Source organism: Thioalkalivibrio sp. ALE14 (assembly GCF_000376845.1).
GTDB lineage: Bacteria > Pseudomonadota > Gammaproteobacteria > Ectothiorhodospirales > Ectothiorhodospiraceae > Thioalkalivibrio.
This window is the reverse complement of record NZ_AQXY01000023.1, coordinates 63,570-85,144: the sequence shown is the minus strand read 5'-3', so window position 1 is coordinate 85,144 and position 21,575 is coordinate 63,570. Positions and strand designations below refer to the sequence as shown.

Here is a 21,575-nt window from a genome sequence, read left to right as displayed (position 1 = left end):
TTCGCCTGCTTGCAGGCGAACACGGGAAAGACCCCGACATGCGGCCTCAGGCGCCGCCCTGACCGGGGATGCCCGATTCGGAGAGGTTCTCCATCACCTGGCGCAGGTAGTCGGCGGTGACCAGCTTGATCCCCATGCGGTTGCCCAGCTTGCGCATGCCCTCATCGGCGCTGGCCAGCTCGGCATCCAGCTCCATCGCTAGCAGCACGGCATCGACATCCTCGCGCGAGTCCACCAGGCCCTTGCGCATCGCCTCGCGAAAACGCTCGCGCAGCTGCGTGATCAGCTCCGGTCGGAGCGATTCGGCCGCCCCCGCCTGGCGCGTGTGCTCCTCGGCGATGCGCAGGCCGCGGTCGATCCGCGTGCGCACCTCGTCGATAAACTCGTAGAGGATATCGCTCGGCAGGGTCAGGGCGAAGCGACGTGGCGAGCGCACCCACACCACGGTCTCGAAATCCGCGGCCAGGGCCTCGAGGTCGCGCATGCCGCGAAACTCCTCGTACACGGACAGCGGCATGTAGAACTCGGCGGGGCAGTGGCGCGCCAGGTTGAGAAAGGTCCGCAGGATGTCCTCGGGGTCCTCGCCGAACTGCCCGGCCACATGCGGGTTGGTAAAGACGCTGGTATCCAGCACGAATCGGCGCATCACGACCTCCTGTCGGCTCCCTTCATCATCGGCAGGGGCCGGCGGCCCGTCAACCGGCCCGCGGCGCCCCGCCCGCGCCAACGCCTGTGGCATAATCGGCGCGTCGTTACCCAGCCGGACACGGATTGCCCTTGGCCACCCGAGCGGAAGTCGAAAAATTCCTGGAGCGCCTGCGCGAGGACCTCGAACGTCACCAGATCGAGATCCCGACCCTGCCCGATGTCTCGGTGCAGGCGCTGTTCATCACCCAGGACGAATCCAGCTCCATCGCCGATCTGGTCAACCTGATCTCGCGCGACACGGCCCTGGCTTCGCGCCTGGTGCGCCATGCCAACAGCCCGGCCTACCGCGGGCTGACCCGCTGCGCGACCATCCGCTCCGCGGTCACCCGCCTGGGCATGGAACGCGCCCGCCAGACGATTATCGCGCTGTCCATGAAGGAGGTCTTCCAGAGCGGGAACGAGGCCATCCGCATCCGGATGGAAGAGCTGTGGAACCACAGCCTGGAGGTGGCAATCATCAGCTACCTGCTGGCCCGCCGCCACCCCCATCTGGACCCGGACACCGCCCTGCTCGCCGGGCTGGTTCACGATATCGGCATGATCCCGATCCTGCGCCGCGCCGAGAAGACCCAGGAGATCTACGAGGATCCGCGCGCCCTGCAGGCCGCGGCCGATGCCGCGCACGTGGCAATCGGCCGCGCGATGCTGAAGAACTGGAACTTCGAGCCGGAGATCATCCGCGCCGTGGCCGAACACGAAAACCTCAAGCGAGAGCCGGAGGAAGGCGAACCGGTCAATTACAGCGACATCCTGCAGGCCGCCAACATCGAGAGCCACAATGCCACCCGGCATCGACTGGCCCATATCGACCGCAACTCGGTCGCCTCCATCCGCCGTCTGGCAGCCAAGCCCGGCACCACCCGCCTGAACTGGGAAGACGACGCGATCGGCCTGGAGCACGTCAACCAGATGATCGAATGAACCCCGCGGGGCGGGGGCGGTCTTCTTCTTATCGCCCCGGAACGGACGCCCGCATGCCCGCCATTCTCCAGCTCGTCTACGCCTCGCGCGCCACCTTCCGCGAGAACACCTCCAGCCAGGGCATCGAGCCCGAAGTCAGCCGCATCCTGATGCAGTCACGCCAGAACAACCCGCGCAAAGGCATCGTCGGCGCGCTGTATTACGGGGATGGCCACTTCTTCCAGTGCCTGGAGGGCGAGCCGGATGCGGTACGGGAAACCCTCGACCGCATCCGCCGCGACGAACGCCACGAGGAGGTCCGTGTGCTGCGCGCACAGTCACTGGACGACCCCGGCTTCGGGGAATGGTCGATGAAATACGTTCCAGCGGCCGTGGACGTCCGGCAGCTGCTGCAACGTTTCGGCCAGCGCCAGTTCGACCCGTTCGCCTTCGACAACGACCGCATCGACGCGATGCTGGACCTGCTGCGCCAAGGCCGCGATACCGCCCACGGCGTAGCTGCGAGCTCCACCGCTTCCAACCCGGGAGATGCCACCCCTGGCGCAAGCCGTGCCCTGCTCGGGGTCGGCCTGGTCACGGTGGCGATCGTGCTCGGCGTGATCGGAGCCGCGACCTACCTGCTCGTCACGTCGTAGAGACCTCGGGACATACCGGCAGCCCGGCCCGCCGCCTTCAACAATCCGTGACGTCGGGTGCGGGCGCCGGGAACGCCTGCTGCACCTGATCGCGGCCACCCCGCTTGGCCCGGTAGAGCGCCTCGTCGGCGGCGACCAGCAGTTCAGGGCCCTCCTCGTCGGGGTAGTGGGGCGAACACACCATGCCGATGGAGATGGTGCAGCCGAAGCGCTCGTCCCGATGGTTGAAATCCAGGGAAGCGAAGTTCCGGCGGATATCCTCGAACACCCGCCAGGCGTGCTCCGCGTCGCATTCCGGCAGCACCGCGACGAATTCCTCCCCGCCATGGCGGCCGATGATGTCGGACTGGCGCAGGCGCTGCCGCAGCAGGGTCGCGATCGACATGATCACCACGTCCCCCACGGCATGCCCGTAGGTATCGTTGACCTTCTTGAAGTGGTCGATGTCGAGCATCGCCAGCGTGAGCGGTCGCCCGATCCGGCGGGCGCGCAGCACCTCCCGGTTGGCGGCCTCCTTGATGCTGGCGTGCTTGAGCAGTCCGGTCAGACTGTCCTTGCTGATCCGCTCCTCCAGCTGGCGTGCGCGCGCGATCCGCGAGCGGGCAGCTGCCACCAGTTGCAGGTCGGAAATCGGCTTGGTCAGAAAGTCGTCCGCGCCCCGACCCATGGCCTCGATCTGGCGCTCGATATCGGTTTCCGCGGACAGATACACAATCGGCAGATGGATATAGGCCTCGTGCTGGCGGATCACCCCCGCCAGGTCGGTGCCCGCGTATTCGGGCATATACAGATCCATCAGCACCAGTTCCGGCCGAAAGGCGGCGATCGTATCCATGATCTCGCGCGGCGCATCCAGCACCCGGGCCTCCATCCCGGCCGCGGTCAGCACCAGCCGCATATGCTCGGCAAGATCGGCGTCGTCGTCCACGATCAGCACCCGTTGCGCCGGCGCATGGCGCTCCTCGAAGATCTGCGAGATGCGGCTCACGAGCCGGGGTACATCCAGCGGTTTCAGGAAATACCCCTGCGCGCCCAGCTGAACCGCGCGCACACGCGACGGAAAGTCATCTTTGTCGGAGAGAAAGATCAACGGGCACCCCAGCGCTTTCAACTCGGGGCAGTCCACCAGCCTGGTGGTTGCATTTTCACGGCCTTCGTCCAGCATCACGTCGATCAGCAGCAAATCCGGCTGCTCACCCTCCACTGCACGCTTGAGCGCATCAATGCCGTCGAACACTCGAACCGCATAATTGAAAGACTGGAGCTGCTGCCCGAGCTGGCCGGCCAGTTCCGCATCGTCTTCGACCAGCCATACCTTCTGGACACTGCCAGCAGTGCGTGGAGTCTCCGGGAGCACACCCACCCCCGATTGCCCCAGGGGCTCGAGCGATTGGGCGGGTACCGTGCGGGAGAGTCCTGCGATCTCGTCCGCCAGCCACTGACGACTCGCACGATCCAGTGCCAGCGCCTTCGCCCCAAGCCAGCTGCCGATCCGCTGTTCCAGCACGCGCGCGGCGGCACTCAACTCCGCACAGCCGAAACTGCCCCCGCTGCCGGCCAGCTTGTGCAGACGTTGTTGCAGTTCGTCCAGCACCTCGCGGTCCTGCTCCTTCCCAGCCAACCGGCCCTGCAGAGAACTCAGTGCAGCCAGCTCATCCGGCAGGTGTTCCAGATACCGAGCACGCAGTTGTGCCAGGCGGTCTTTCAAGGTCTGCTCGGCGGTGGCATCCATCATGCCGTCCCCTGCCAGATCCGCCGTACCTCGTCGGAAAGCGTCATGGGGTCGAACGGTTTGGCGATCACGTCACGCGCCCCCAGCGACTTGTAGTGTGCGATCTCGGAGGGCTGCACCTTGGCGGTCATGAAGGCCACCGGCACCCCGGCCAGCGCCGGAATCCCGCGCAGGGCCTCCAGGGTCGTGGGACCATCCATCCCGGGCATCATCACATCCAGCAGGATCAGGTCCGGTGCAAATGCCTCGGCATCGCGTACCGCCTCCTCGCCCGAAGCACAGGTCTTCACGGTGTAACCACCCACCGTCTCCAGGGCCAGTTCGGCAACCGCCTGAATATCCGGCTCGTCTTCGACATAGAGAATGCGTTGCAACTCGGACACTTTCGACTCCCTCGGGCTGGACCGCTGCGGATCAGCGGTCGGACCTGCCGGCCGCGGACCCTGGTCCTGTACTGGATGGATCGGCACTCGCTTCGCGGGCCAGGGGCAACTCGAACCAGAACGTCGCTCCGGCGCCCTCTCTCGAGTCAAACCCTATACGTCCACCCATATGCTCTACCAGTTCCCGGCTAATCGCGAGGCCGAGCCCCGTCCCGCCTTTCGCTCGGCTGTCGGAGCCGTCCGCCTGCGCGAATTTCCCGAAGATGTGCTCGCGAAAGTCGTCCGGAACACCCGGCCCGTCATCCGCCACACTGACCCGGACGCCTTCGGTCGGATCGCTCACTGACTGCACCGACACCCGCACGGTGCCGCCCGGGGGCGAGAACTTCACCGCGTTCGACAGCAGATTGGCGATCACCTGCAGCAGGCGCTGGTCATCCACCCGAACCGCGCCCCCGGACGCGTCACCATCGAGCACCAGTTTAACGTCGTGCTGCGCACCATGGCCCCGATGACTCTCGAGCGCCTGCTCGAGCAGCGGCTGGAGCGGCTGTACGCGCATCTCGAAGTGCAGCTTGCCCGCCGCGATCTTCTCCATATCGAGAAGATCGTTGATCAACAGCGTCAGACGCTGGCTGTTGCGCTGGGCAATCGTCACCATTTCGTTTGCTTTTCCCGACAGTTCGCCGAGGGCGCCGCTGGCCAGCATACCCAGCGACCCCGAAATCGATGTCAGGGGGGTACGCAGTTCATGGCTGACGGTGGAGACAAATTCGTTCTTCATGCGCTCCACCCGCTTGCGTTCGGTGATGTCACGCACCATACCCACATAAAGGGGCTGGCCATGCTGGGTGACCTCCGACAGCGCAAGCTCCATGGGGAACAGACTACCGTCCTTGCGCTGGCCCTCTACCTCGCGGCCAATGCCGATGATGCGTGCCACCCCGGTTTGCTGATAGACCCGGAGATAACGGTCATGGGCCTCGCGGTGCGGACTGGGCATGAGCATGCTGACATTGCGGCCCAGCACCTCGTCAGCCGTATAACCAAAGATGCGCGTCGCGGCAGGGTTGAACGACTGCATGATCCCGCTGGCATCAATGGTGATGATGCCATCCACCATGTTATCGAGAATGGTCTGGGTGCGGTGAGCCTCCTCCGCCAGGGCACGCTCCGCCTGTTTGCGCTCGGTGATGTCCTCGTTCACACCGATAACCCGGACGACAGTCCCTTCCTCATCGGTAACAGCCCGAGCCATCGCGCGGATATGACGGGTGGCGCCGTCGCCCCGGCGAATACGGAAAACGAACTCATTCGGCGCTCCGGCGCGGGCAAGGGTGTGTTCCAGGCTGGCCTCGGCCTGATCCAGATCCTCCGGCAGCACAGCCTTCCGCCAATCCTCCGCACTGTGTCCGAAACCCTCTGGATCGGCGCCATACAGTCGGAACATGCCTCCATCCCACTCCAGCCAGCCCGTGGCCGGGTAGAGATCCCAGATCCCGAGCCCGGCCGCCTCGGTAGCAAGACTCAGTTGCTCCGCCATGTCGCGGAAGCGCTGTTCACTTTCGCGCACGGCCTGTTCGGCGGCCTTGCGCTCGGTGATGTCCTCGGCGATACCCAGGTAGCCGTTGATATTTCCCTGTTTGTCGGTCTGGGGTGTCACCGTCAGGGAAACGGGAATGCGCATGCCGCCCTTGCGCACAAAGGTCCATTCCCGGGTTTCTGCTCCCTCGCGATCCGCGACCTCGGTAAAGACTTGGAAGCCTTCGATCGGCCGTTCACTGGCGGCGCTCAGTTGCGCCGCGCGCGCGGCGATCTCCTCGGGCACATGGAACAGGGCGGGTGACTGCTGGCCCACCATTTCGTCGGCAGCATAGCCCGTCATCTTTTCCGCGCCCGGATTGAACAGGGTGATCAGACCATCGCGGTCGGTCACCACAATGGCGAATTCCGACGCCGCCGCCAGAACCGCCTGTAACTGATCGGCGGTCTGCGCAAGCTCTGCGGTACGCGCTTGCACCTCGGACTCGAGTTCGCTTCGCGCCTGCGCCTGCTGGCGGAAACTGGCCACCAGTTGCCGCGACATCTCCCGCAGGGTCCCGGCCAGGCCGTCGTATTCGAAAATCCGGCTTTCCGGCAGTACCGGCGCACGCCCCGCGGCGATGTCCGAACCCAGTCCTGCGCTGACCGCATCCAGCTTGCGCAATGGACGGCTGATGGCATAACTCAAGGCGGCCGAGACCACGATGGCCAGGGCCACGATCACCGTCAGGAGAGCAAACAACTCGACGCGCTGATGCTCCAGGGCCCGGACCACCGGCGCCGCCGGCATCTCCGCATACACCTGCCCGACATCCGGCACTGGACCCACCGGCGCGTCAACGAAATAGGAACCCTGTCCCCAGCGACCCACGGCCGACATCGAACCGCCCGGCAACCAGATCGAAAGCTCTCGATCCCGGGGCTCCACCTGGCCGTCCGACGCCTCCAGCACGCTGCGGACCTCGCCCCGACTGGCCAGCACCCGACCCTCCGGGGACACAATCGCAAGTCCCAGGTCCTCGCGCGTCTGCACCCGCCCCAGATGGTAGTCATAGCGGACCCGACCCTCGCGGTAATCGGTTGCGAGCCGCTCGGACAGATTCTCGGCGCGTTCCTGCAGGCGTTCGACCATGAAGGCCTCGTGCCCGTCGCGCTGCTGATAGCCCTCGTGCAGGATCGGGACCAGGCCCGCCAGCAGGGTGACCGGCAGCATCGCGTGGAACAACAGACTCGCGAGCGACGGCCTGCCCAGTCGGGAGGCCTGCGCGCCGCGACCCGACAACCGCCACAGCATCACCAGCAGGCTGGCGATCAGTGTGTTGAACAGCGCATTCACCGCCTGCTTCAGGGCGATCATGGTGGTGGGTTCCCAGTCCATCCCGATCAGTCCGCGATAGGACAGCAATACCAGCGGAACCCCGATCACCACCCAGTACAGCAGGTCGGCCACCACCACGTTGTACAGCCAGCGCCGGTAAACGAGGCCCACTACCAGTGCCTCGATCACGAACACCACCATCGGATACGGAACGCCCCACAGGACCAGGGTGTAGAGCCCCCCGGCGATCGCGACAATCACCGCGGGCAGCGTCCCCAGCAGCAGCACCGCGAGCATCACCGCGATCGATCCGAAGATGAAGTCCAGACCGAACAGCAGCGGCAGATGGAAGTAATTACCGGCCACCGCCAGCAGGGCCAGCGCCAACGTCGCAAGCCCGCGCTCCACCGGGTCTGGCCACTGCTGCCTCATCCGCGGGCCCCCTCACGGTGGCATACCAGGTCGAACCAGAAAGTCGCCCCCGTGTCCGGCACGGAGTCGAACCCGACCTCGCCGCCCATGCGTTCCACCAACTCCCGGGTGATCGACAGTCCCAGGCCGCTACCGCCCTTCTGGCGGGTGTCGGAGGCATCGGCCTGGGAAAACTTCTGGAAGATGCGTTCGCGGAACGCCTCCGGGATCCCGGGGCCGTGATCGATCACCGAGACGCGCACCTGCGCCTCGCCATGCTCCACCGCCACCCGCACCTCCTCACCCTCCGGCGAGAACTTGGCTGCGTTGGAGAGCAAATTGGCCAGCACCTGTTGCAGGCGGTCGGCATCCACTTCGACCCGGACCCCGTCGTCCTCCGCATCCAGCATCAGGTGCACCTCGTACTGGTCGGCATAGCTCTGGTTGCTGCGCACAGCCTGCTCCAGCAACGGAAACAGCGGCTGCTCTCGCATCTCGAAGCGCATCTTGCCGGCCACCAGCTTTTCCATGTCCAGCAGATCGTTGATCAGCAGCCCCAGGCGCTGGCTGTTCTTGTGGGCAATCTCCAGCATCTCCTGCATCCGCTCCGGCAACGCCCCTGCCGCCCCGCCCGTCAACAGCCCCAGGGCCCCGGAGATGGACGTGAGCGGCGTGCGCAGCTCGTGGCTGACCGTGGAGATGAACTCGTTTTTCATGCGCTCGATGCGCTTGCGCTCGGAGATATCCTCGATGATCGACCAGATCAGTTTGCGCCCGGCCTTGTCGTGCACGACCATTCCGTTGAGCAGTACCGGATACCGGGTGCCGTCCTTGCGGATGTATTCCTTCTCGTAGGGGCCGTAACGGCCCGTCTGTTCCATGCTCTCCAGTTGCTGCGCTTCCTGCGCTGCGTACTCCCGGGGCGTGACATCCCAGTAGCTGAGTGCAACGAACTCCTCGCGGGTATAACCCGTCGGGCGCAACAGGGCCGCGTTGAGATCCACAAACGCCCCGGTCTCGTAATCGTTCAGAGCGATCCCCACCGGTGAGAGCTCGAACAGCCCCCGCAGGCGGGCCTCGCTGTCCGCGACGGCCAGCTCGGCCTCCTTTTCATCCGTGATATCCCGAATATATCCGTGCCACAGCGTACTGCCGTCGTCGAGGGGCTCGGGCGAGGCGTGACCCTGCACCCACCCCACGCGACCATCATCCCGCAGGGTGCGATACTCGCAATGCCAGTTGCTCAGTTCCCGCCGCGACCGTTCGATGGACTGCGCCACCCGATCCCGGTCCTGCGGGTGCAGACTGCGGAACACCGCGCTGGCGTCCTCGCGTGCCGCCTCTGCGCTGATGCCGTAGATGCCCCGGATGCCGGGGCTGCTGTACGGGAAGGCAGCGCGCCCGTCCGGCCACTGCCGATACTGGTACACCATACCCGGGACCTGCGTTGTCAGCTTCTTCAACTGCTCGTGCGACTGTTCCCGCTCCAGGCTCGCGGCCACCCAGCGCCCCAACAGACGCACGAACATGCGTTCACCCTCGCTGAACGCGGCCGGTCTGGGGTGCGCCGACGAAAAATTCAGGGTGCCAAAGCGCTGCCCCTCAACCTCCAGCACGACACCGATGTAGGCTTCCAGGCCGAAGTCCGCGTAACACGGGTGGCCCTGGTGCTCGGACGCGCACATGTGCTCGATCGTCAGCAGGTCGTTGTGCGCAAGGGTCAGCGCACAGTAGGTACGCCCGAGCGCAAAGCGCTGACCACGCTCGAGGGGGGCGCCAGCCGGCGCGACGAACGCACGCACCGTATAGTCGTCGCCGCGGATCCGGCTGACGATGCCCAGTTCCAGCCCCAGAAAGTTGGCCCCCATTTGTAGCGCGCGCTCGAGCTGGTCATCGAGGTCCAGCGCCACCAGGGATGCAATCTCGTTGAGCGCCGCGAACGCGTCCAGCTGGCGCTGATGCTGTTCACGATGTTCCCGTTCCCGGGTCGCATCGAGGATGAAGCCGTCGAGGTAGCGTACTCGGCCATCCGGATCACGAATGGCGGAGCCCCGTTCCTGGGCCCAGCGGATACTGCCGTCACGATGCCAAATGCGGTATTCAACGGACCAGTCGTTGCCGGCGCTCAAGGCCTGTTCCACCGCATCCTGGACTCGTGCCTGGTCATCCTCGTGGATCACGCTGGCGTAACTGCGCACGGCATTGTCGATGAAGTCGCTGGCAGGATAGCCCGACAGCGGATCCACCTGGTCGCTCATGTAGAGCATGGTCCAGTCCGAATCCGGCAGGCAGCGATAGGTGATTCCGGGGATATTGTCGACCAGCGAGCGGAACTGTTGCTCGCTCTCGCGGATCCGTTCGGCATCCTCGCGTTCCCGGGTCACATCGGACTCGATCGCGATGAACCCCTGCAACATCCCCTGCTCGTCGCGCAATGGAGTGCACTGAATACGCACCCAGTACGGGTGGCCGTCGATCCGGTAGTTCAACAGCTCTTCAACGAATGGTTCGCCCCGCGCCAGCGCCCCACCGATCCGGGCTACCGTCTCCGGATCGGTCCCGGCACCCTGCAACAGTTCACCTGGCTGGCGGCCAAGCATTGCGTCCAGGGTATAGCCACTCAAGCGGGTAAAGCCGTCGTTGACCCACTCGACCCGGCCGTCGGCGTCGGTAATGATCACGCCATTGGTCGTCTCGCTCGCCACCCGGGACAGCCGCGCCCGCTCCAACTGGCCCGCCCGGTAACGACGACGGGTGCGAGCCGCATCCACCAATTGCCCCAGCGTAGCGAGCAGCGGCTGGAGAAACTCCACCAGTTCCGGGTCGTAGCCACCCGGACGGTTGGCGATCCCCAGCACGGCGATCCGCTCGCCCCCGTGCTCGATGGGTATCCCCAGAAAGGCCTTGAGCGGCGGATGTCCTTCGGGCAACCCCCCGCTGCGCGGGTCTCCGGCGGGGTCGTTGGCAATCACCGGCCCCGCGCCGGTCAGGGCCGCGCCGAACAGGGTCTCCAGGTTGTGAAACTCCAGCCCCTGGGGTGCGTTGGCCGCGTAGAAGGCGCGGGTCGCGTCATCCCAGGCGATATTGGTGATGGCACTGGTCTTGAGGTAAGGCGAACCTTCAGGCGTGTGCAACACCTCTCCGATAAAGCCGTATTCGCTGAGGGTCAGCTCGAGGGTATCCGCAAGCAGTCCGTCGAAGACCTGCCCACGGTCCTGATCGGCATCGCGAATAAACGCCGACTGCGCACGGGTAATCACCTCGCCAAGTTGCCGCAGATCGGTCAGCGCATTGCCAAGCGCTCGTTGCTCGGTGGAATCGATTTCCGCCTGGACCGCATCGGCGAGGTCACGCAGGGAACGTCGCTCGTCCTCGCTCAACTGCCGCGGCTGGCCGTCGATCAGGCACAGCGTCCCGATCCGGTAACCCTCGGAGGTGGCCAGTGGCGCGCCGGCGTAGAACCGGATCTGCGGCTCCCCGGTTACCAGTGGGTTGTCGGCAAACCGGGGGTCCGCGCGCGCATCGGGAATCTCGAAGATATCGCCCCCGAGAATCGCGTGACCGCAAAAGGAGATGTCACGCCCGGTCTCCGGGGCCTCGAGCCCCTGCCGGGACTTGAACCACTGCCGGTCCTCGTCGACCAGCGAGACCAGTGCAATCGACACCCCGAACATCCGCCTCGCCAGACGCGTGAGTCGATCAAACCGCTCCTCGTCCGGGGTATCCAGCAGCCCTCGTGCCCGCAGGGCGCGCAACCGATCCTGTTCGTCTCCAGGGCAGGGGGGCGTTTTCAACAGGGTTATCCGCGCAAGACTCCAGGAAAGCTCGATACTGCCACGTCTACCGCCCTACCCCAACTGGGGCGTCGTGCTGGGCGCTACTCCCACTCGATGGTGGCGGGAGGCTTGCCGGAGATGTCGTAGGTCACGCGCGAGATACCGGGGATCTCGTTGATGATCCGGCGCGAGACGTGGTCGAGGAAGTCATACGGCAGGTGGGCCCAGCGGGCGGTCATGAAGTCGATGGTCTCCACCGCGCGCAGCGCAACCACGTAATCGTAGCGCCGGCCGTCGCCCATGACCCCCACCGACTTGACCGGCAGGAAGACCGCAAACGCCTGCGAGGTCTTGTCGTACAGGTCGGCCTTGCGCAGTTCCTCGATGAAGATCGCATCGGCCCGACGCAGCAGGTCAGCGTATTCCTTCTTCACCTCGCCGAGGATGCGCACGCCCAGGCCCGGCCCGGGGAACGGGTGGCGATAGACCATCTCGGTGGGCAGACCCAGCTCGACGCCGATCTTGCGCACCTCATCCTTGAACAGCTCGCGCAGCGGCTCCACCAGACCCAGCTTCATGTTCTCCGGCAGCCCGCCCACGTTGTGGTGCGACTTGATCACATGCGCCTTGCCGGTCTTGGAGTCGGCCGACTCGATCACGTCCGGGTAGATCGTGCCCTGGGCCAGCCACTGCACGTTGTTCAGCTTCGCGGCCTCCTCGTCGAACACGTCGATGAACAGCCCGCCGATGACCTTGCGCTTGGCCTCCGGGTCGCTGATGCCCGCCAGCGCACTCATGAAGCGGTCCTCGGCATCCACACGGATCACGTTCACGCCCATGTGGCGAGCGAAGGTCGCCATCACCTGGTCGCCCTCGCCTTCGCGCAGCAGGCCGGTGTCGACGAACACGCAGGTCAGCTGCTCGCCGATTGCCTTGTGCAGCAACGCACCCACCACCGACGAGTCCACGCCCCCGGACAGACCCAGCACCACGTGATCGTCGCCCACCTGCTCGCGCACCCGCGCGGCCATGTCCTCGATGATGTTGTCGGCGGTCCACAGGGCTTCGCAGCCGCAGATATCGTGCAGGAAGCGCTCGACGATGCGCTGGCCCTGGGTGGTGTGGGTCACCTCCGGGTGGAACTGCACCCCGTAGAAGCCACGGTCCGGGTCGGCCATGCCGGCGATCGGCGCGGAGTCGGTGGAGGCCATCAGGCGAAAGCCCTCCGGCAGTTCGGTCACGTGGTCGCCATGCGACATCCACACGTCCAGCAGGCCGTAGCCCTCGGGCGTCGTGTGGTCCTCGATGTCGCGCAGAAGCGGCGTGTGGCCGCGGGCGCGAACCTGGGCATAGCCGAACTCGCGGCGCTCGGAGGGCTCGACCCGACCGCCCAGCTGCGCGGCCATGGTCTGCATGCCGTAGCAGATACCGAGCACCGGCACGCCCAGTTCGAAGACCGCATCCTCGGCCCGCGGCGGGTGGTCGATATTCACTGACTCCGGACCGCCGGAGAGGATCACCCCGGTCGGGTTGAACGCGCGAATATCCGCCGCCGGCATGTCCCAGGGATGCACCTCGGAGTAGACCCCGGCCTCGCGCACGCGGCGGGCGATCAGCTGGGTGTACTGGGAGCCGAAGTCCAGCACCAGAATGCGGTGGGCGTGAAGATCCTGGGTCATGAGGTCATCCGCTATACCGGCCGGACGGCCGGTGGGGTATCGGGACCGGGCCGTGTCGGGCCGGTCAGTCCATTCGGTAGTTCGGGGCTTCCTTGGTGATCGCCACGTCGTGCACGTGGCTCTCGCGCATGCCGGCCGCGGTCACGCGGACGAAATGCGGCTTGGTCCGCATCTCCTCGATGGAGTGCGCGCCGACATAGCCCATGGACGAGCGCAGCCCGCCCATCAGCTGGTAGATGATGGCGACGATCGAGCCTTTGTACGGCACTCGACCCTCGATGCCCTCGGGCACGAACTTGTCGGCCGAGCTGTTCGGATCCTGGAAGTAGCGGTCCGACGAGCCCTGCTGCATCGCACCCAAAGAACCCATGCCGCGGTAGATCTTGTAGGAACGGCCCTGATAGAGCTCGACCTCGCCCGGGGCCTCTTCGGTCCCGGCGAACATGGAGCCCAGCATCACGCAGTCGGCACCGGCGGCGATCGCCTTGGCCAGGTCCCCGGAGAAGCGCACGCCGCCATCGGCGATCATCGGCACACCCGTGCCCTTCAGCGCCTCGGACACATCGGAGATCGCCGTGATCTGCGGCACGCCCACGCCGGCCACGATGCGGGTGGTGCAGATCGAGCCCGGCCCGATGCCCACCTTGACGCCATCGGCCCCGGCATCCACCAGCGCCTTCGCGGCGTCGGCGGTGGCGATATTGCCGCCGATCACCTGCACGTCCGGGTAGTGCTTCTTCACCCAGGCGACACGATCGAGCACGCCCTGGGAATGGCCGTGGGCGGTATCCACCACCAGCACGTCCACGCCGGCCTCGACCAGCGCGGCCACACGCTCGTCGGTGCCCTCGCCCACGCCGACCGCCGCGCCCACGCGCAGGCGGCCGCGCTCGTCCTTGGAGGCATCCGGGTGCTCGGTGGACTTCTGGATGTCCTTGACCGTGATCATCCCGCGCAGCTGGAAGTCGTCGTTGACCACCAGCACCTTCTCGATGCGATGCTTGTGCAGCAGCTCCAGCACCAGTTCGCGATCGGCCCCCTCGGGCACGGTCACCAGCCGGTCGCGCGGGGTCATGATCTCCGAGACCGGGGCATTCATGCGCGTCTCGAAGCGCAGGTCGCGGGACGTCACGATGCCCATCAAGTCATTGCCGGAGACAATCGGCACGCCGGAGATGTGATGGGCCTCGGTCAGCGCGACCACATCGCCGATGCTGGCATCCGGGCCGATGGTGATCGGCTCGCTGATCACGCCGCTCTCGTACTTCTTGACCTGGCGGACCTCGGCCGCCTGGGCCTCCGCCGACATGTTCTTGTGCACGATGCCGAGCCCGCCCTCCTGGGCCATGGCGATCGCCAGGTTGGCCTCGGTAACCGTATCCATCGCGGCCGATACCACAGGGGCGGAGAGCGTAATCTCCCGGGTGATCCGGGTGCTCAGATCGACATCACGCGGAACGACATTCGAATGCCCCGGGATCAGCAGCACGTCATCAAAGGTAAGGGCTTCACCGAGTATCCGCATGCACCACTCCAGGACAGACCCGCCGGGACGCAGGGGGAGGAAATCCCGGGGGTAGATAAATAGCCCTTCAGTATAGAATTCGCACCCTCCCGCGACAAGCACACCCACCCCTCCGATGGCCGCAGCGCAGACGCTGCGGGAGCACCCTGATAGGATGCCGGTTCATCCGGAACCCTTCGCCAGGCGAAACCCCATGCCCGACCGCGCGCCCCCGGCCCGCATCACCCGACGCACCGCGCTCGCCCTGTTGCTGGTCCCCGGCCTCGGCCTGGCTACGGCGTCGAGCGCACGGGCCGACTGGTGGCGCTTCGGCCAGGAGATGTTCCGCTCCCTGATCACGCGCCCGCCGGAATTCTCCGGGCTCTCGACCGCGGAACTGATCGAGGCGGTCCATGAGGCACTGGTCATCGCGACCCACGCCGCCTCCGAGACCCTCAGCCGGCGCAATGGCTTCTACGGCAATCCGGACGTCCGCATCCCCCTGCCCGAGGTCCTGGCGACCACCCGGCGCTCGCTGGGACGCCTGGGCATGGCGGCGCCGCTGGACGCGCTCGAGGAACGCATGAACCGCGCCGCCGAAGATGCTGTCTGGCAGGCCCGGGAGCCCTTCATACGGGCCATTTTCGCGCTCGATCTGGACGATGCCCGCGGCATCCTGCTGGGCGACGAGGACGCCGCCACCCGCCACCTCGAGACCCACATGCGTCCGCGTCTGACCACGGCCATGCGCCCCGAGGTCGAGGAGAGCCTGGACGCCGTCGGGGCCCTGAACACGTACCGCGAACTGGAGTCGCGCATGCGTGACATCCCGTTCCTGGCCAACGTCCGGCTGGATCTTGCCGAGCATGTCCTCGAGCACACCATGAACGGCCTGTTCCACGCCATGGCCGAGGAAGAAGCGCGCCTCCGCATCGACCCGGTCGGGCGCGGCACGGATGTCTTCCAGCGCGTCTTCAGTCGCCTTTAAGCGAGGCCCGTATGAGCGACGCCCCGGTCTTTTCCGTTACCGAACTCAACCAGTGTGCCGACGGGCTGCTGCGCGACGGGCTCGGCCTGGTGCGTGTGGAAGGCGAGGTCTCCAACCTGCGCCAATACGCCTCGGGCCACCAGTACTTCTCGCTGAAGGACGAGAACGCCTCGGTGAACTGCGTGCTGTTTCGCGGCAAGGCCCGCCAGGCGGCGCGCTTCGCCGACGGGGATGCCGTGCAGATCCGCGGACGCGCGGGTATCTACGGCGCCCGCGGCCAGTTCCAGATCATCGTCGAGGCCCTGCAACCGGCGGGGGAAGGCCGACTGCTGGCCGCCTTCCAGCGGCTCAAGGAAAAGCTCGCCGCCGAGGGCCTGTTCGATACCGAGCGCAAACAGCCACTGCCCTCCTGGACCCATCGCCTCGGCGTCATCACCTCCACCCAGGGCGACGTGCGTCACGACATCGAACGCACTCTGGCCCGGCGCTTCCCGTTGCTGCTTCCGCTCACGCTCTATCCCACCGCGGTACAGGGCGCCCAGGCCGCCGGCCAGATCATCGCCGCGCTCGAACAGGCCGCGGCCGAGGGCCAAGTCGACGTGCTCATCCTCGCCCGCGGCGGCGGCTCACTGGAGGACCTGCAGGCGTTCAACGAGGAAAGCGTCGCACGCGCCATCGCCGCCTGCCCGATCCCGGTGGTCAGCGGTGTGGGACACGAGACCGACACCACCATCGCCGACTTCGTCGCCGACCTGCGCGCCTCCACGCCCACCGCGGCAGCGGAGGCCGTCAGCCCGGATGCCGCCACCCTGCGCCACCAGCTGGCGCGGGCCCGCGAGCGCCTGACCGGCCTGCTGGGCCAGCGCATCGCGCGCCACCAGCAGACCCTGACCGCCCTGCACACCCGCCTTGAGCGCCGCCACCCAAGCCAGCTACTGGAACGCAATGCCCAACGCCTGGACGAACAGCGCGAGCGCCTGAACCGCGCCTGGTCACGCATCGAGGAGCGCGCCCGGGCGCGACTGCAGCGCGCCCAGCTACGCCTGGCCGCGGCCTCGCCCGGCAACCGCCTCGCTTCCGCCCGCATGCGCCTCGATCACCTGCACCAGCGCCTGGCGCGGGTCCGCCCGGACCACGACATCGCCCAGCGGCGCGAGACCCTGGCGCGACTCCAGCGGCAACTTGAGGGCGCCACCCGGCAGGCGCTCGCCACCCGCCAGCGCCACCTGGATGCCACCGCCCGCCAGCTCCGCTCGCTGGACCCGGAGGCAGTCCTGGAACGCGGCTACGCGATCCTGCAGACCCCGGCGGGCGAGGTCCTGCGTCGCGCGGACCAGACCGCACCCGGCGAGTCCCTGCGCGCCCGCCTGGCACGCGGGCGCCTGGACCTGGACGTCACCGGCACCCACACCGACGACTGAAGCGCGGGATCGGCCGCTACAGGGCCATCCCGGCCACAGCCAAGCGGAGAGCCGGGACCTTCTGCGTCACGCACACCCCCACCAACATGCCTGCCCCACCGCCGGGAACCCGGATACCTGTTCACCCCCCAAACGCCGTAGGAGCGTGCTTGCACGCGAAGCCCCTGCCCGCGTCCGACTCTGGCAGGGGCTTCGCGTGCAAGCACGCTCCTACAACTGTGGCTCCACACGCCGACGCAGGACAGCGGCACCCGGTGGCGGTCAGGAGAGCAGGACGAGGTTGTCGCGGTGGATCAGTTCCGGCTCCAGCAGGTAGCCCAGCTCGGCCTCGATGCGGTCGGCGCGCTGGCCGCGGATACGCTGGATCTCGCTGGCCCCGTAATTGGTGAGCCCGCGCGCCACCGCAACCCCATCCGGATCCACGCAGGTGACGACCTCGCCACGGCGGAAATCCCCCTCGACACCGACCACGCCCACCGGCAGCAGGCTGCTGCCGGACTCGCGCAGCACGCGGGCGGCGCCGGCATCCAGTTCCAGCCGCCCACGCGAATGCAGCTGGTCCGCCAGCCAGCGCTTGCGCGCCGCCAGGGGTTCGCGGTCCGGCTTCAGCCAGGTCCCCAGCGGCTCGCCCTTCAGCACCCGGCCCATCACCTGCGCTTCGCGGCCGGAGGCGATCACGGTATGCGTGCCGGAGCGGGCCGCGCGCTCGGCCGCCAGCAGCTTGGTGGCCATGCCGCCGCGCCCCAGGCGCCCGAAATCGGCCGCCACGTAACGGTGCAGCTCGGCATCCGAGGCCCGGCCCTCGTGGATCAGTTTCGCATCCGCATGCTTGCGCGGATCGCGGTCGAACAGGCCGTCCTGGTCGGTCAGGATCAGCAGCAAATCAGCCACCACGAGGTTCGCGACCAGAGCCGCCAGGGTGTCGTTGTCACCCAGCCGGATCTCCTCGTAGGCCACCGTGTCGTTTTCGTTGACCACGGGGATCGTGCCCATCTCCAGCAATGCCTGGATGGTGCTGCGGGCGTTCAGGTAGCGCGAGCGATCGGCCAGATCATCATGGGTCAGCAGGACCTGCGCCGCGTGCAGGTCGTGGCTGGCGAACTCGCGCTCATAGGCCTGCACCAGCCCCATCTGGCCGACCGCCGCGGCCGCCTGCACGTGATGCAACTGGTGCGGCCGTTCGGTCATGCCCAGCCGCCGCATGCCCTCGGCCACCGCGCCACTGGAGACCAGGATCACCTCCAGTCCACGGCGGCGCAGCGCCGCGATCTGGTGCGCCCAGGACTCCAACGCCGGGCGGTCGAGCCCGGCCCCATCCGCGGTGATCAGGGCACTCCCGATCTTGACCACCACCCGGCGGATCGCCGGGAGCGCACGCATGTCCCCCGCGGTCACGCGGGGTCCTCCGGGTTGGCGATCGCGTCACGCCGGCCGGCCTCGGCCGCCGCCTGCGCGGTCTCCTCGATGTGCCGCATCACCGCCTGCAGCAGGGCATCCACCCCCTCGCCAGTCGCCGCGGAGATCGTGAACACCGGATGCGCCTCGCCCTGATCCGCGCGCACGCGCTCGACCAGGGCCGCGAGCTCCTCGGGGTCCAGAAGCTCCTTCTTGTTCAACACGATCCAGCGCGGCAGCGCGGCCAGCTGGTCGCTGTGGTGCTCCAGTTCGGTGATCGCGGTGCGCAGGTCCACCAGCGGGTCGGCCTCCGGGTCCGGCGGCGCCACGTCCACCACGTGGAGCAGCAACCGGGTGCGGGCCAGGTGCTTGAGGAAGCGTGTGCCCAGACCCGCGCCCTCGGCCGCGCCCTCGATCAGGCCCGGGATATCGGCGATCACGAAGCTCTGGTTCACGCCAATGCGCACCACCCCCAGCTGCGGGATCAGGGTGGTGAACGGGTAGTCCGCAATCTTGGGGCGCGCCGCCGAGGCCCGCGCCAGCAGCGTGGACTTGCCCGCGTTCGGCAGGCCCAGCAGCCCGACATCGGCCAGCACCATCAGCTCCAGCGACAGCTTGCGCAGCTCGCCCGGCGTGCCCGGCTTGCTCTGGCGCGGCGCCTGGTTGGTGGAGGACTTGTAGCGCGTGTTGCCGAGCCCGTGGAAGCCCCCTTGCGCGACCAGCAGCCGCTGGCCCTCGTGGGTCACGTCCCCGAGGATCTCGTCGGTCTCGGCATCGCGCACCTGGGTGCCGACCGGGACCGGGATCTCCAGGTCCTCGCCCGAGGCCCCGGTGCGCTGGCGCCCCATGCCGTTCTCGCCACGCTGGGCATCGAAGCGGCGCTGGTAACGGAAGTCGGCCAGGGTATTCAGGCCCTCGTCGCCCACCAGCCACACGGAGCCACCATCCCCGCCATCGCCCCCGTCCGGGCCGCCAAAGGGGATGTATTTCTCGCGGCGGAAGCTGACACAGCCGTTGCCGCCGTCGCCGGCCTTCACGGTAATAGTGGCCTCGTCGATGAACTTCATTGCTTGCTTCCCGCAGTACAGAACAAAAAAAGCCCCGTCGAACGGGGCTTTTCGCGAACGCTTCGCTGTCCGGCCGGCTTACTGCTGCGGCTGGATGCTCACGAAACGACGATTGTGCGGACCGCCCACCTTGAAGACGACCTGGCCGTCGACCTTGGCGAACAGCGTATGATCCTTGCCGCAACCCACGCCCTCGCCGGGATGATACTGCGTCCCGCGCTGACGAACGAGGATATTGCCGGCGCGCACGACCTGACCGCCGAAGCGCTTCACGCCCAGGCGTTTGCTCTCGGAATCGCGCCCGTTGCGGGTACTCCCGCCTGCCTTCTTATGTGCCATGGTTCAGCTCTCCTGAATGCCTGCGCCGATCAGCCGGCGATGCCGGTGATGCGCACGGTGGTGTAGTGCTGGCGGTGCCCCATCTGCTTCTGGGAATGCTTGCGCCGCCGGAATTTCATGATGTGGACCTTCTTGGCGCGGCCATGGTCCTCGACCTTGGCGGTGACCTTGCCACCGTCCACCAGCGGGGCCCCGACGCGGACATCGTCACCCGCACCGACCATCAGCACCTGGTCGAATTCGACCTCGGAACCGGCCTCGGCCTCGAGCTTTTCGATGCGAATCACGTCGCCTTCGGCGACGCGGTACTGTTTACCACCTGTTGCGATGATCGCGTACATTTCCCTGGGACTCCGTTGCGATACCTTGTGTGGACCAGCCGACGGGGACTGGTCTCGCGAAAGGGCGGAAATGCTAGCAGCGCTTCCCGTCCGGGTCAATGCCGGCGTGGACGCGAAAGGACCGCACCGCGCCCGCTCGGCGTTTTCGCGATCCCGCGCGCGAACTTGTACATTCCCCGGCGTTTCCCTAGCATTCCTTCGCCCCTCCCGACCACCTCACAAGCGTGCTTGCCGACCCCCATGTCCATTGATGCGATCCGAGAACTGGCGGCCGACGACATGCAGGCCGTCGACCAGTGCATCCGCGAGCGTCTGAGCTCGCCGGTCGTGCTCATCAACCAGCTCGGACACTACATTATCCATTCGGGCGGCAAGCGCCTGCGTCCCCTGCTGGCCACGCTGTCGGCACGCGCCTGCCAGGTGCAGGGCCGGGACCCGGTCACGCTGGCAGCAGTCGTGGAATTCATCCACACCGCAACCCTGCTGCACGACGACGTGGTGGACGCCTCCGAGCTGCGCCGCGGCAACGAGACCGCCAACCACATCTTCGGCAACGAGGCCGCGGTCCTGGTCGGCGACTTCCTCTACTCGCGGGCGTTCGAGATGATGGTCGAGGTCGGCTCGATGCGCGTCATGGAGATCCTCTCCCACGCGACCAACGTGATCGCGGAGGGCGAGGTCATGCAGCTGATGAACTGCCACGACGCCGGGGTCGACGAGCAGCGCTACATGCACGTGATCCAGTCGAAGACCGCCAAGCTGTTCGAGGCCGCCTGCCAGCTGGGCGCCATCCTGGGCGAGCGCCCGGAGACCGAGGAGCAGGCCCTGGCGCATTACGGCATGCATCTGGGCACGGCCTTCCAGCTCGTCGACGACGTACTCGACTATTCCTCCGATGACGCGGTGACCGGCAAGCGCATGGGTGACGACCTCGCCGAGGGCAAACCCACGCTTCCGCTGATTCATGCGCTGCGCGTCGGCACACCCGACCAGGAGGCCATTGTGCGCCGCGCGATCGAGGATGGCGGCCGCGACCAGGTCGACGCGGTACTGCAGGTCGTGCACGCGACGGACGGCCTGGCCTACACCCGTTCGCGCGCCGAGGCCGAAACCGACGCCGCGATCGAGGCGATCTCCACCCTGCCCGACTCCCCGCACCGTCAGGCCCTGATCGACCTGGCCCGCTTCGCCGTCGGGCGCAACCACTGACGACCGCGCCCGACCCAATTTTCATCCTCCGGGGGCATGGACACGTCCGGAGAGGCTCGGCATAATAGCGGGCTCGGTTCGGAGTGTAGCTCAGCTTGGTAGAGCACTGCCTTCGGGAGGCAGGGGTCGAAGGTTCGAATCCTTTCACTCCGACCAACCTTCTTCTTGACCCTGGATATCCGGCCTGTGGCCCGCTGCAAACGGCC

At 66.8% G+C, this 21,575-nt stretch carries 16 protein-coding genes and 1 tRNA gene; 6 read left to right on the top strand and 11 right to left on the bottom strand.

From position 1 onward, the window contains the following. Positions 1 to 46 precede the first annotated feature (46 nt). Complete coding sequence (locus F572_RS0104200) at positions 47 to 646, bottom strand: RNA ligase partner protein (RefSeq protein WP_017941871.1); 600 nt, start codon at positions 644 to 646, stop codon at positions 47 to 49. A 131-nt stretch (positions 647 to 777) separates the two neighbouring features. On the opposite strand from F572_RS0104200, the gene F572_RS0104195 reads away from it, so the two are divergent. Together F572_RS0104195 and F572_RS0104190 are read left to right on the top strand one after the other, a co-directional pair. Next, positions 778 to 1,629 carry an HDOD domain-containing protein gene (locus tag F572_RS0104195; protein ID WP_017941872.1) on the top strand — a complete coding sequence of 284 codons (852 nt, stop codon included), beginning with the start codon at positions 778 to 780 and terminating at the stop codon, positions 1,627 to 1,629. A gap of 53 nt (positions 1,630 to 1,682) precedes the next feature. After that, entirely contained in the window at positions 1,683 to 2,264 is a 582-nt protein-coding gene (locus F572_RS0104190; RefSeq protein ID WP_017941873.1) for a BLUF domain-containing protein, read from the top strand. A gap of 37 nt (positions 2,265 to 2,301) precedes the next feature. Here F572_RS0104190 and F572_RS0104185 read toward each other — a convergent pair whose 3' ends face one another. The 6 genes from F572_RS0104185 to guaB all read right to left on the bottom strand — a co-directional run bounded on the left by F572_RS0104185 (position 2,302) and on the right by guaB (position 14,630). Next, the gene (locus F572_RS0104185; RefSeq protein WP_026143009.1) at positions 2,302 to 3,999 is read right to left on the bottom strand and encodes a diguanylate cyclase; all 1,698 of its coding nucleotides are present in this window, start codon (positions 3,997 to 3,999) and stop codon (positions 2,302 to 2,304) included. Further along, complete coding sequence (locus F572_RS0104180; protein ID WP_017941875.1) at positions 3,996 to 4,379, bottom strand: response regulator; 384 nt, start codon at positions 4,377 to 4,379, stop codon at positions 3,996 to 3,998. Before F572_RS0104180 ends, F572_RS0104185 begins: the two co-directional genes overlap by 4 nt. Before the next feature lie 31 nt (positions 4,380 to 4,410). After that, positions 4,411 to 7,647, bottom strand: coding sequence for a PAS domain S-box protein (locus F572_RS0104175; protein WP_017941876.1), 3,237 nt, complete (start codon positions 7,645 to 7,647; stop codon positions 4,411 to 4,413). 20 nt (positions 7,648 to 7,667) lie between these two features. Beyond that, positions 7,668 to 11,378 carry a PAS domain S-box protein gene (locus F572_RS0104170; RefSeq protein WP_081602016.1) on the bottom strand — a complete coding sequence of 1,237 codons (3,711 nt, stop codon included), beginning with the start codon at positions 11,376 to 11,378 and terminating at the stop codon, positions 7,668 to 7,670. Positions 11,379 to 11,527: 149 nt separating this feature from the next. Then, positions 11,528 to 13,105, bottom strand: coding sequence for a glutamine-hydrolyzing GMP synthase (guaA, locus tag F572_RS0104165; RefSeq protein WP_017941878.1), 1,578 nt, complete (start codon positions 13,103 to 13,105; stop codon positions 11,528 to 11,530). Positions 13,106 to 13,169: 64 nt separating this feature from the next. Beyond that, positions 13,170 to 14,630: an IMP dehydrogenase gene (gene guaB / locus F572_RS0104160; protein ID WP_017941879.1), complete on the bottom strand. Its 1,461-nt coding sequence runs from the start codon at positions 14,628 to 14,630 to the stop codon at positions 13,170 to 13,172. A gap of 193 nt (positions 14,631 to 14,823) precedes the next feature. Here guaB and F572_RS0104155 point away from each other — a divergent pair, with 193 nt between their 5' ends. Further along, positions 14,824 to 15,597, top strand: a complete 774-nt coding sequence (locus tag F572_RS0104155) for a DUF4197 domain-containing protein (protein ID WP_017941880.1) — start codon at positions 14,824 to 14,826, stop codon at positions 15,595 to 15,597. An 11-nt stretch (positions 15,598 to 15,608) separates the two neighbouring features. Further along, positions 15,609 to 17,018 (top strand): exodeoxyribonuclease VII large subunit, encoded by a 1,410-nt coding sequence (gene xseA, locus F572_RS0104150; RefSeq protein WP_017941881.1) that lies wholly within the window; start codon positions 15,609 to 15,611, stop codon positions 17,016 to 17,018. Between the two features lie 261 nt (positions 17,019 to 17,279). On the opposite strand, the gene proB is transcribed toward xseA, so the two are convergent. The 4 genes from proB to rplU form a co-directional block, all read right to left on the bottom strand. Then, positions 17,280 to 18,398, bottom strand: a complete 1,119-nt coding sequence (proB, locus tag F572_RS0104145) for a glutamate 5-kinase (RefSeq protein ID WP_038034055.1) — start codon at positions 18,396 to 18,398, stop codon at positions 17,280 to 17,282. A gap of 11 nt (positions 18,399 to 18,409) precedes the next feature. Then, positions 18,410 to 19,480, bottom strand: a complete 1,071-nt coding sequence (gene cgtA, locus F572_RS0104140; RefSeq protein ID WP_017941883.1) for an Obg family GTPase CgtA — start codon at positions 19,478 to 19,480, stop codon at positions 18,410 to 18,412. A gap of 78 nt (positions 19,481 to 19,558) precedes the next feature. Then, on the bottom strand, positions 19,559 to 19,819 hold the full coding sequence (rpmA, locus tag F572_RS0104135) for a 50S ribosomal protein L27 (protein WP_017941884.1): 261 nt from the start codon (positions 19,817 to 19,819) through the stop codon (positions 19,559 to 19,561). A gap of 29 nt (positions 19,820 to 19,848) precedes the next feature. Next, complete coding sequence (rplU, locus tag F572_RS0104130) at positions 19,849 to 20,160, bottom strand: 50S ribosomal protein L21 (protein ID WP_017941885.1); 312 nt, start codon at positions 20,158 to 20,160, stop codon at positions 19,849 to 19,851. Between the two features lie 240 nt (positions 20,161 to 20,400). Here rplU and ispB point away from each other — a divergent pair, with 240 nt between their 5' ends. Both ispB and F572_RS0104120 read left to right on the top strand, forming a co-directional pair. Continuing rightward, complete coding sequence (ispB, locus tag F572_RS0104125; protein ID WP_017941886.1) at positions 20,401 to 21,369, top strand: octaprenyl diphosphate synthase; 969 nt, start codon at positions 20,401 to 20,403, stop codon at positions 21,367 to 21,369. A 79-nt stretch (positions 21,370 to 21,448) separates the two neighbouring features. Beyond that, a tRNA-Pro gene (locus tag F572_RS0104120) sits at positions 21,449 to 21,525 on the top strand. Positions 21,526 to 21,575 lie beyond the last annotated feature (50 nt).

Bases quoted from the DNA above. Each gene is read 5' to 3' on its own strand.
- F572_RS0104200 (WP_017941871.1), bottom strand. From the start codon at position 646: ATGCGCCGATTCGTGCTGGATACCAGCGTCTTTACCAACCCGCATGTG.
- F572_RS0104190 (WP_017941873.1), top strand. From the start codon at position 1,683: ATGCCCGCCATTCTCCAGCTCGTCTACGCCTCGCGCGCCACCTTCCGC.
- F572_RS0104185 (WP_026143009.1), bottom strand. From the start codon at position 3,999: ATGATGGATGCCACCGCCGAGCAGACCTTGAAAGACCGCCTGGCACAA.
- guaA (WP_017941878.1), bottom strand. From the start codon at position 13,105: ATGACCCAGGATCTTCACGCCCACCGCATTCTGGTGCTGGACTTCGGC.
- guaB (WP_017941879.1), bottom strand. From the start codon at position 14,630: ATGCGGATACTCGGTGAAGCCCTTACCTTTGATGACGTGCTGCTGATC.
- F572_RS0104155 (WP_017941880.1), top strand. From the start codon at position 14,824: ATGCCCGACCGCGCGCCCCCGGCCCGCATCACCCGACGCACCGCGCTC.
- xseA (WP_017941881.1), top strand. From the start codon at position 15,609: ATGAGCGACGCCCCGGTCTTTTCCGTTACCGAACTCAACCAGTGTGCC.
- proB (WP_038034055.1), bottom strand. From the start codon at position 18,398: ATGCGTGCGCTCCCGGCGATCCGCCGGGTGGTGGTCAAGATCGGGAGT.
- cgtA (WP_017941883.1), bottom strand. From the start codon at position 19,480: ATGAAGTTCATCGACGAGGCCACTATTACCGTGAAGGCCGGCGACGGC.
- rpmA (WP_017941884.1), bottom strand. From the start codon at position 19,819: ATGGCACATAAGAAGGCAGGCGGGAGTACCCGCAACGGGCGCGATTCC.
- rplU (WP_017941885.1), bottom strand. From the start codon at position 20,160: ATGTACGCGATCATCGCAACAGGTGGTAAACAGTACCGCGTCGCCGAA.
- ispB (WP_017941886.1), top strand. From the start codon at position 20,401: ATGTCCATTGATGCGATCCGAGAACTGGCGGCCGACGACATGCAGGCC.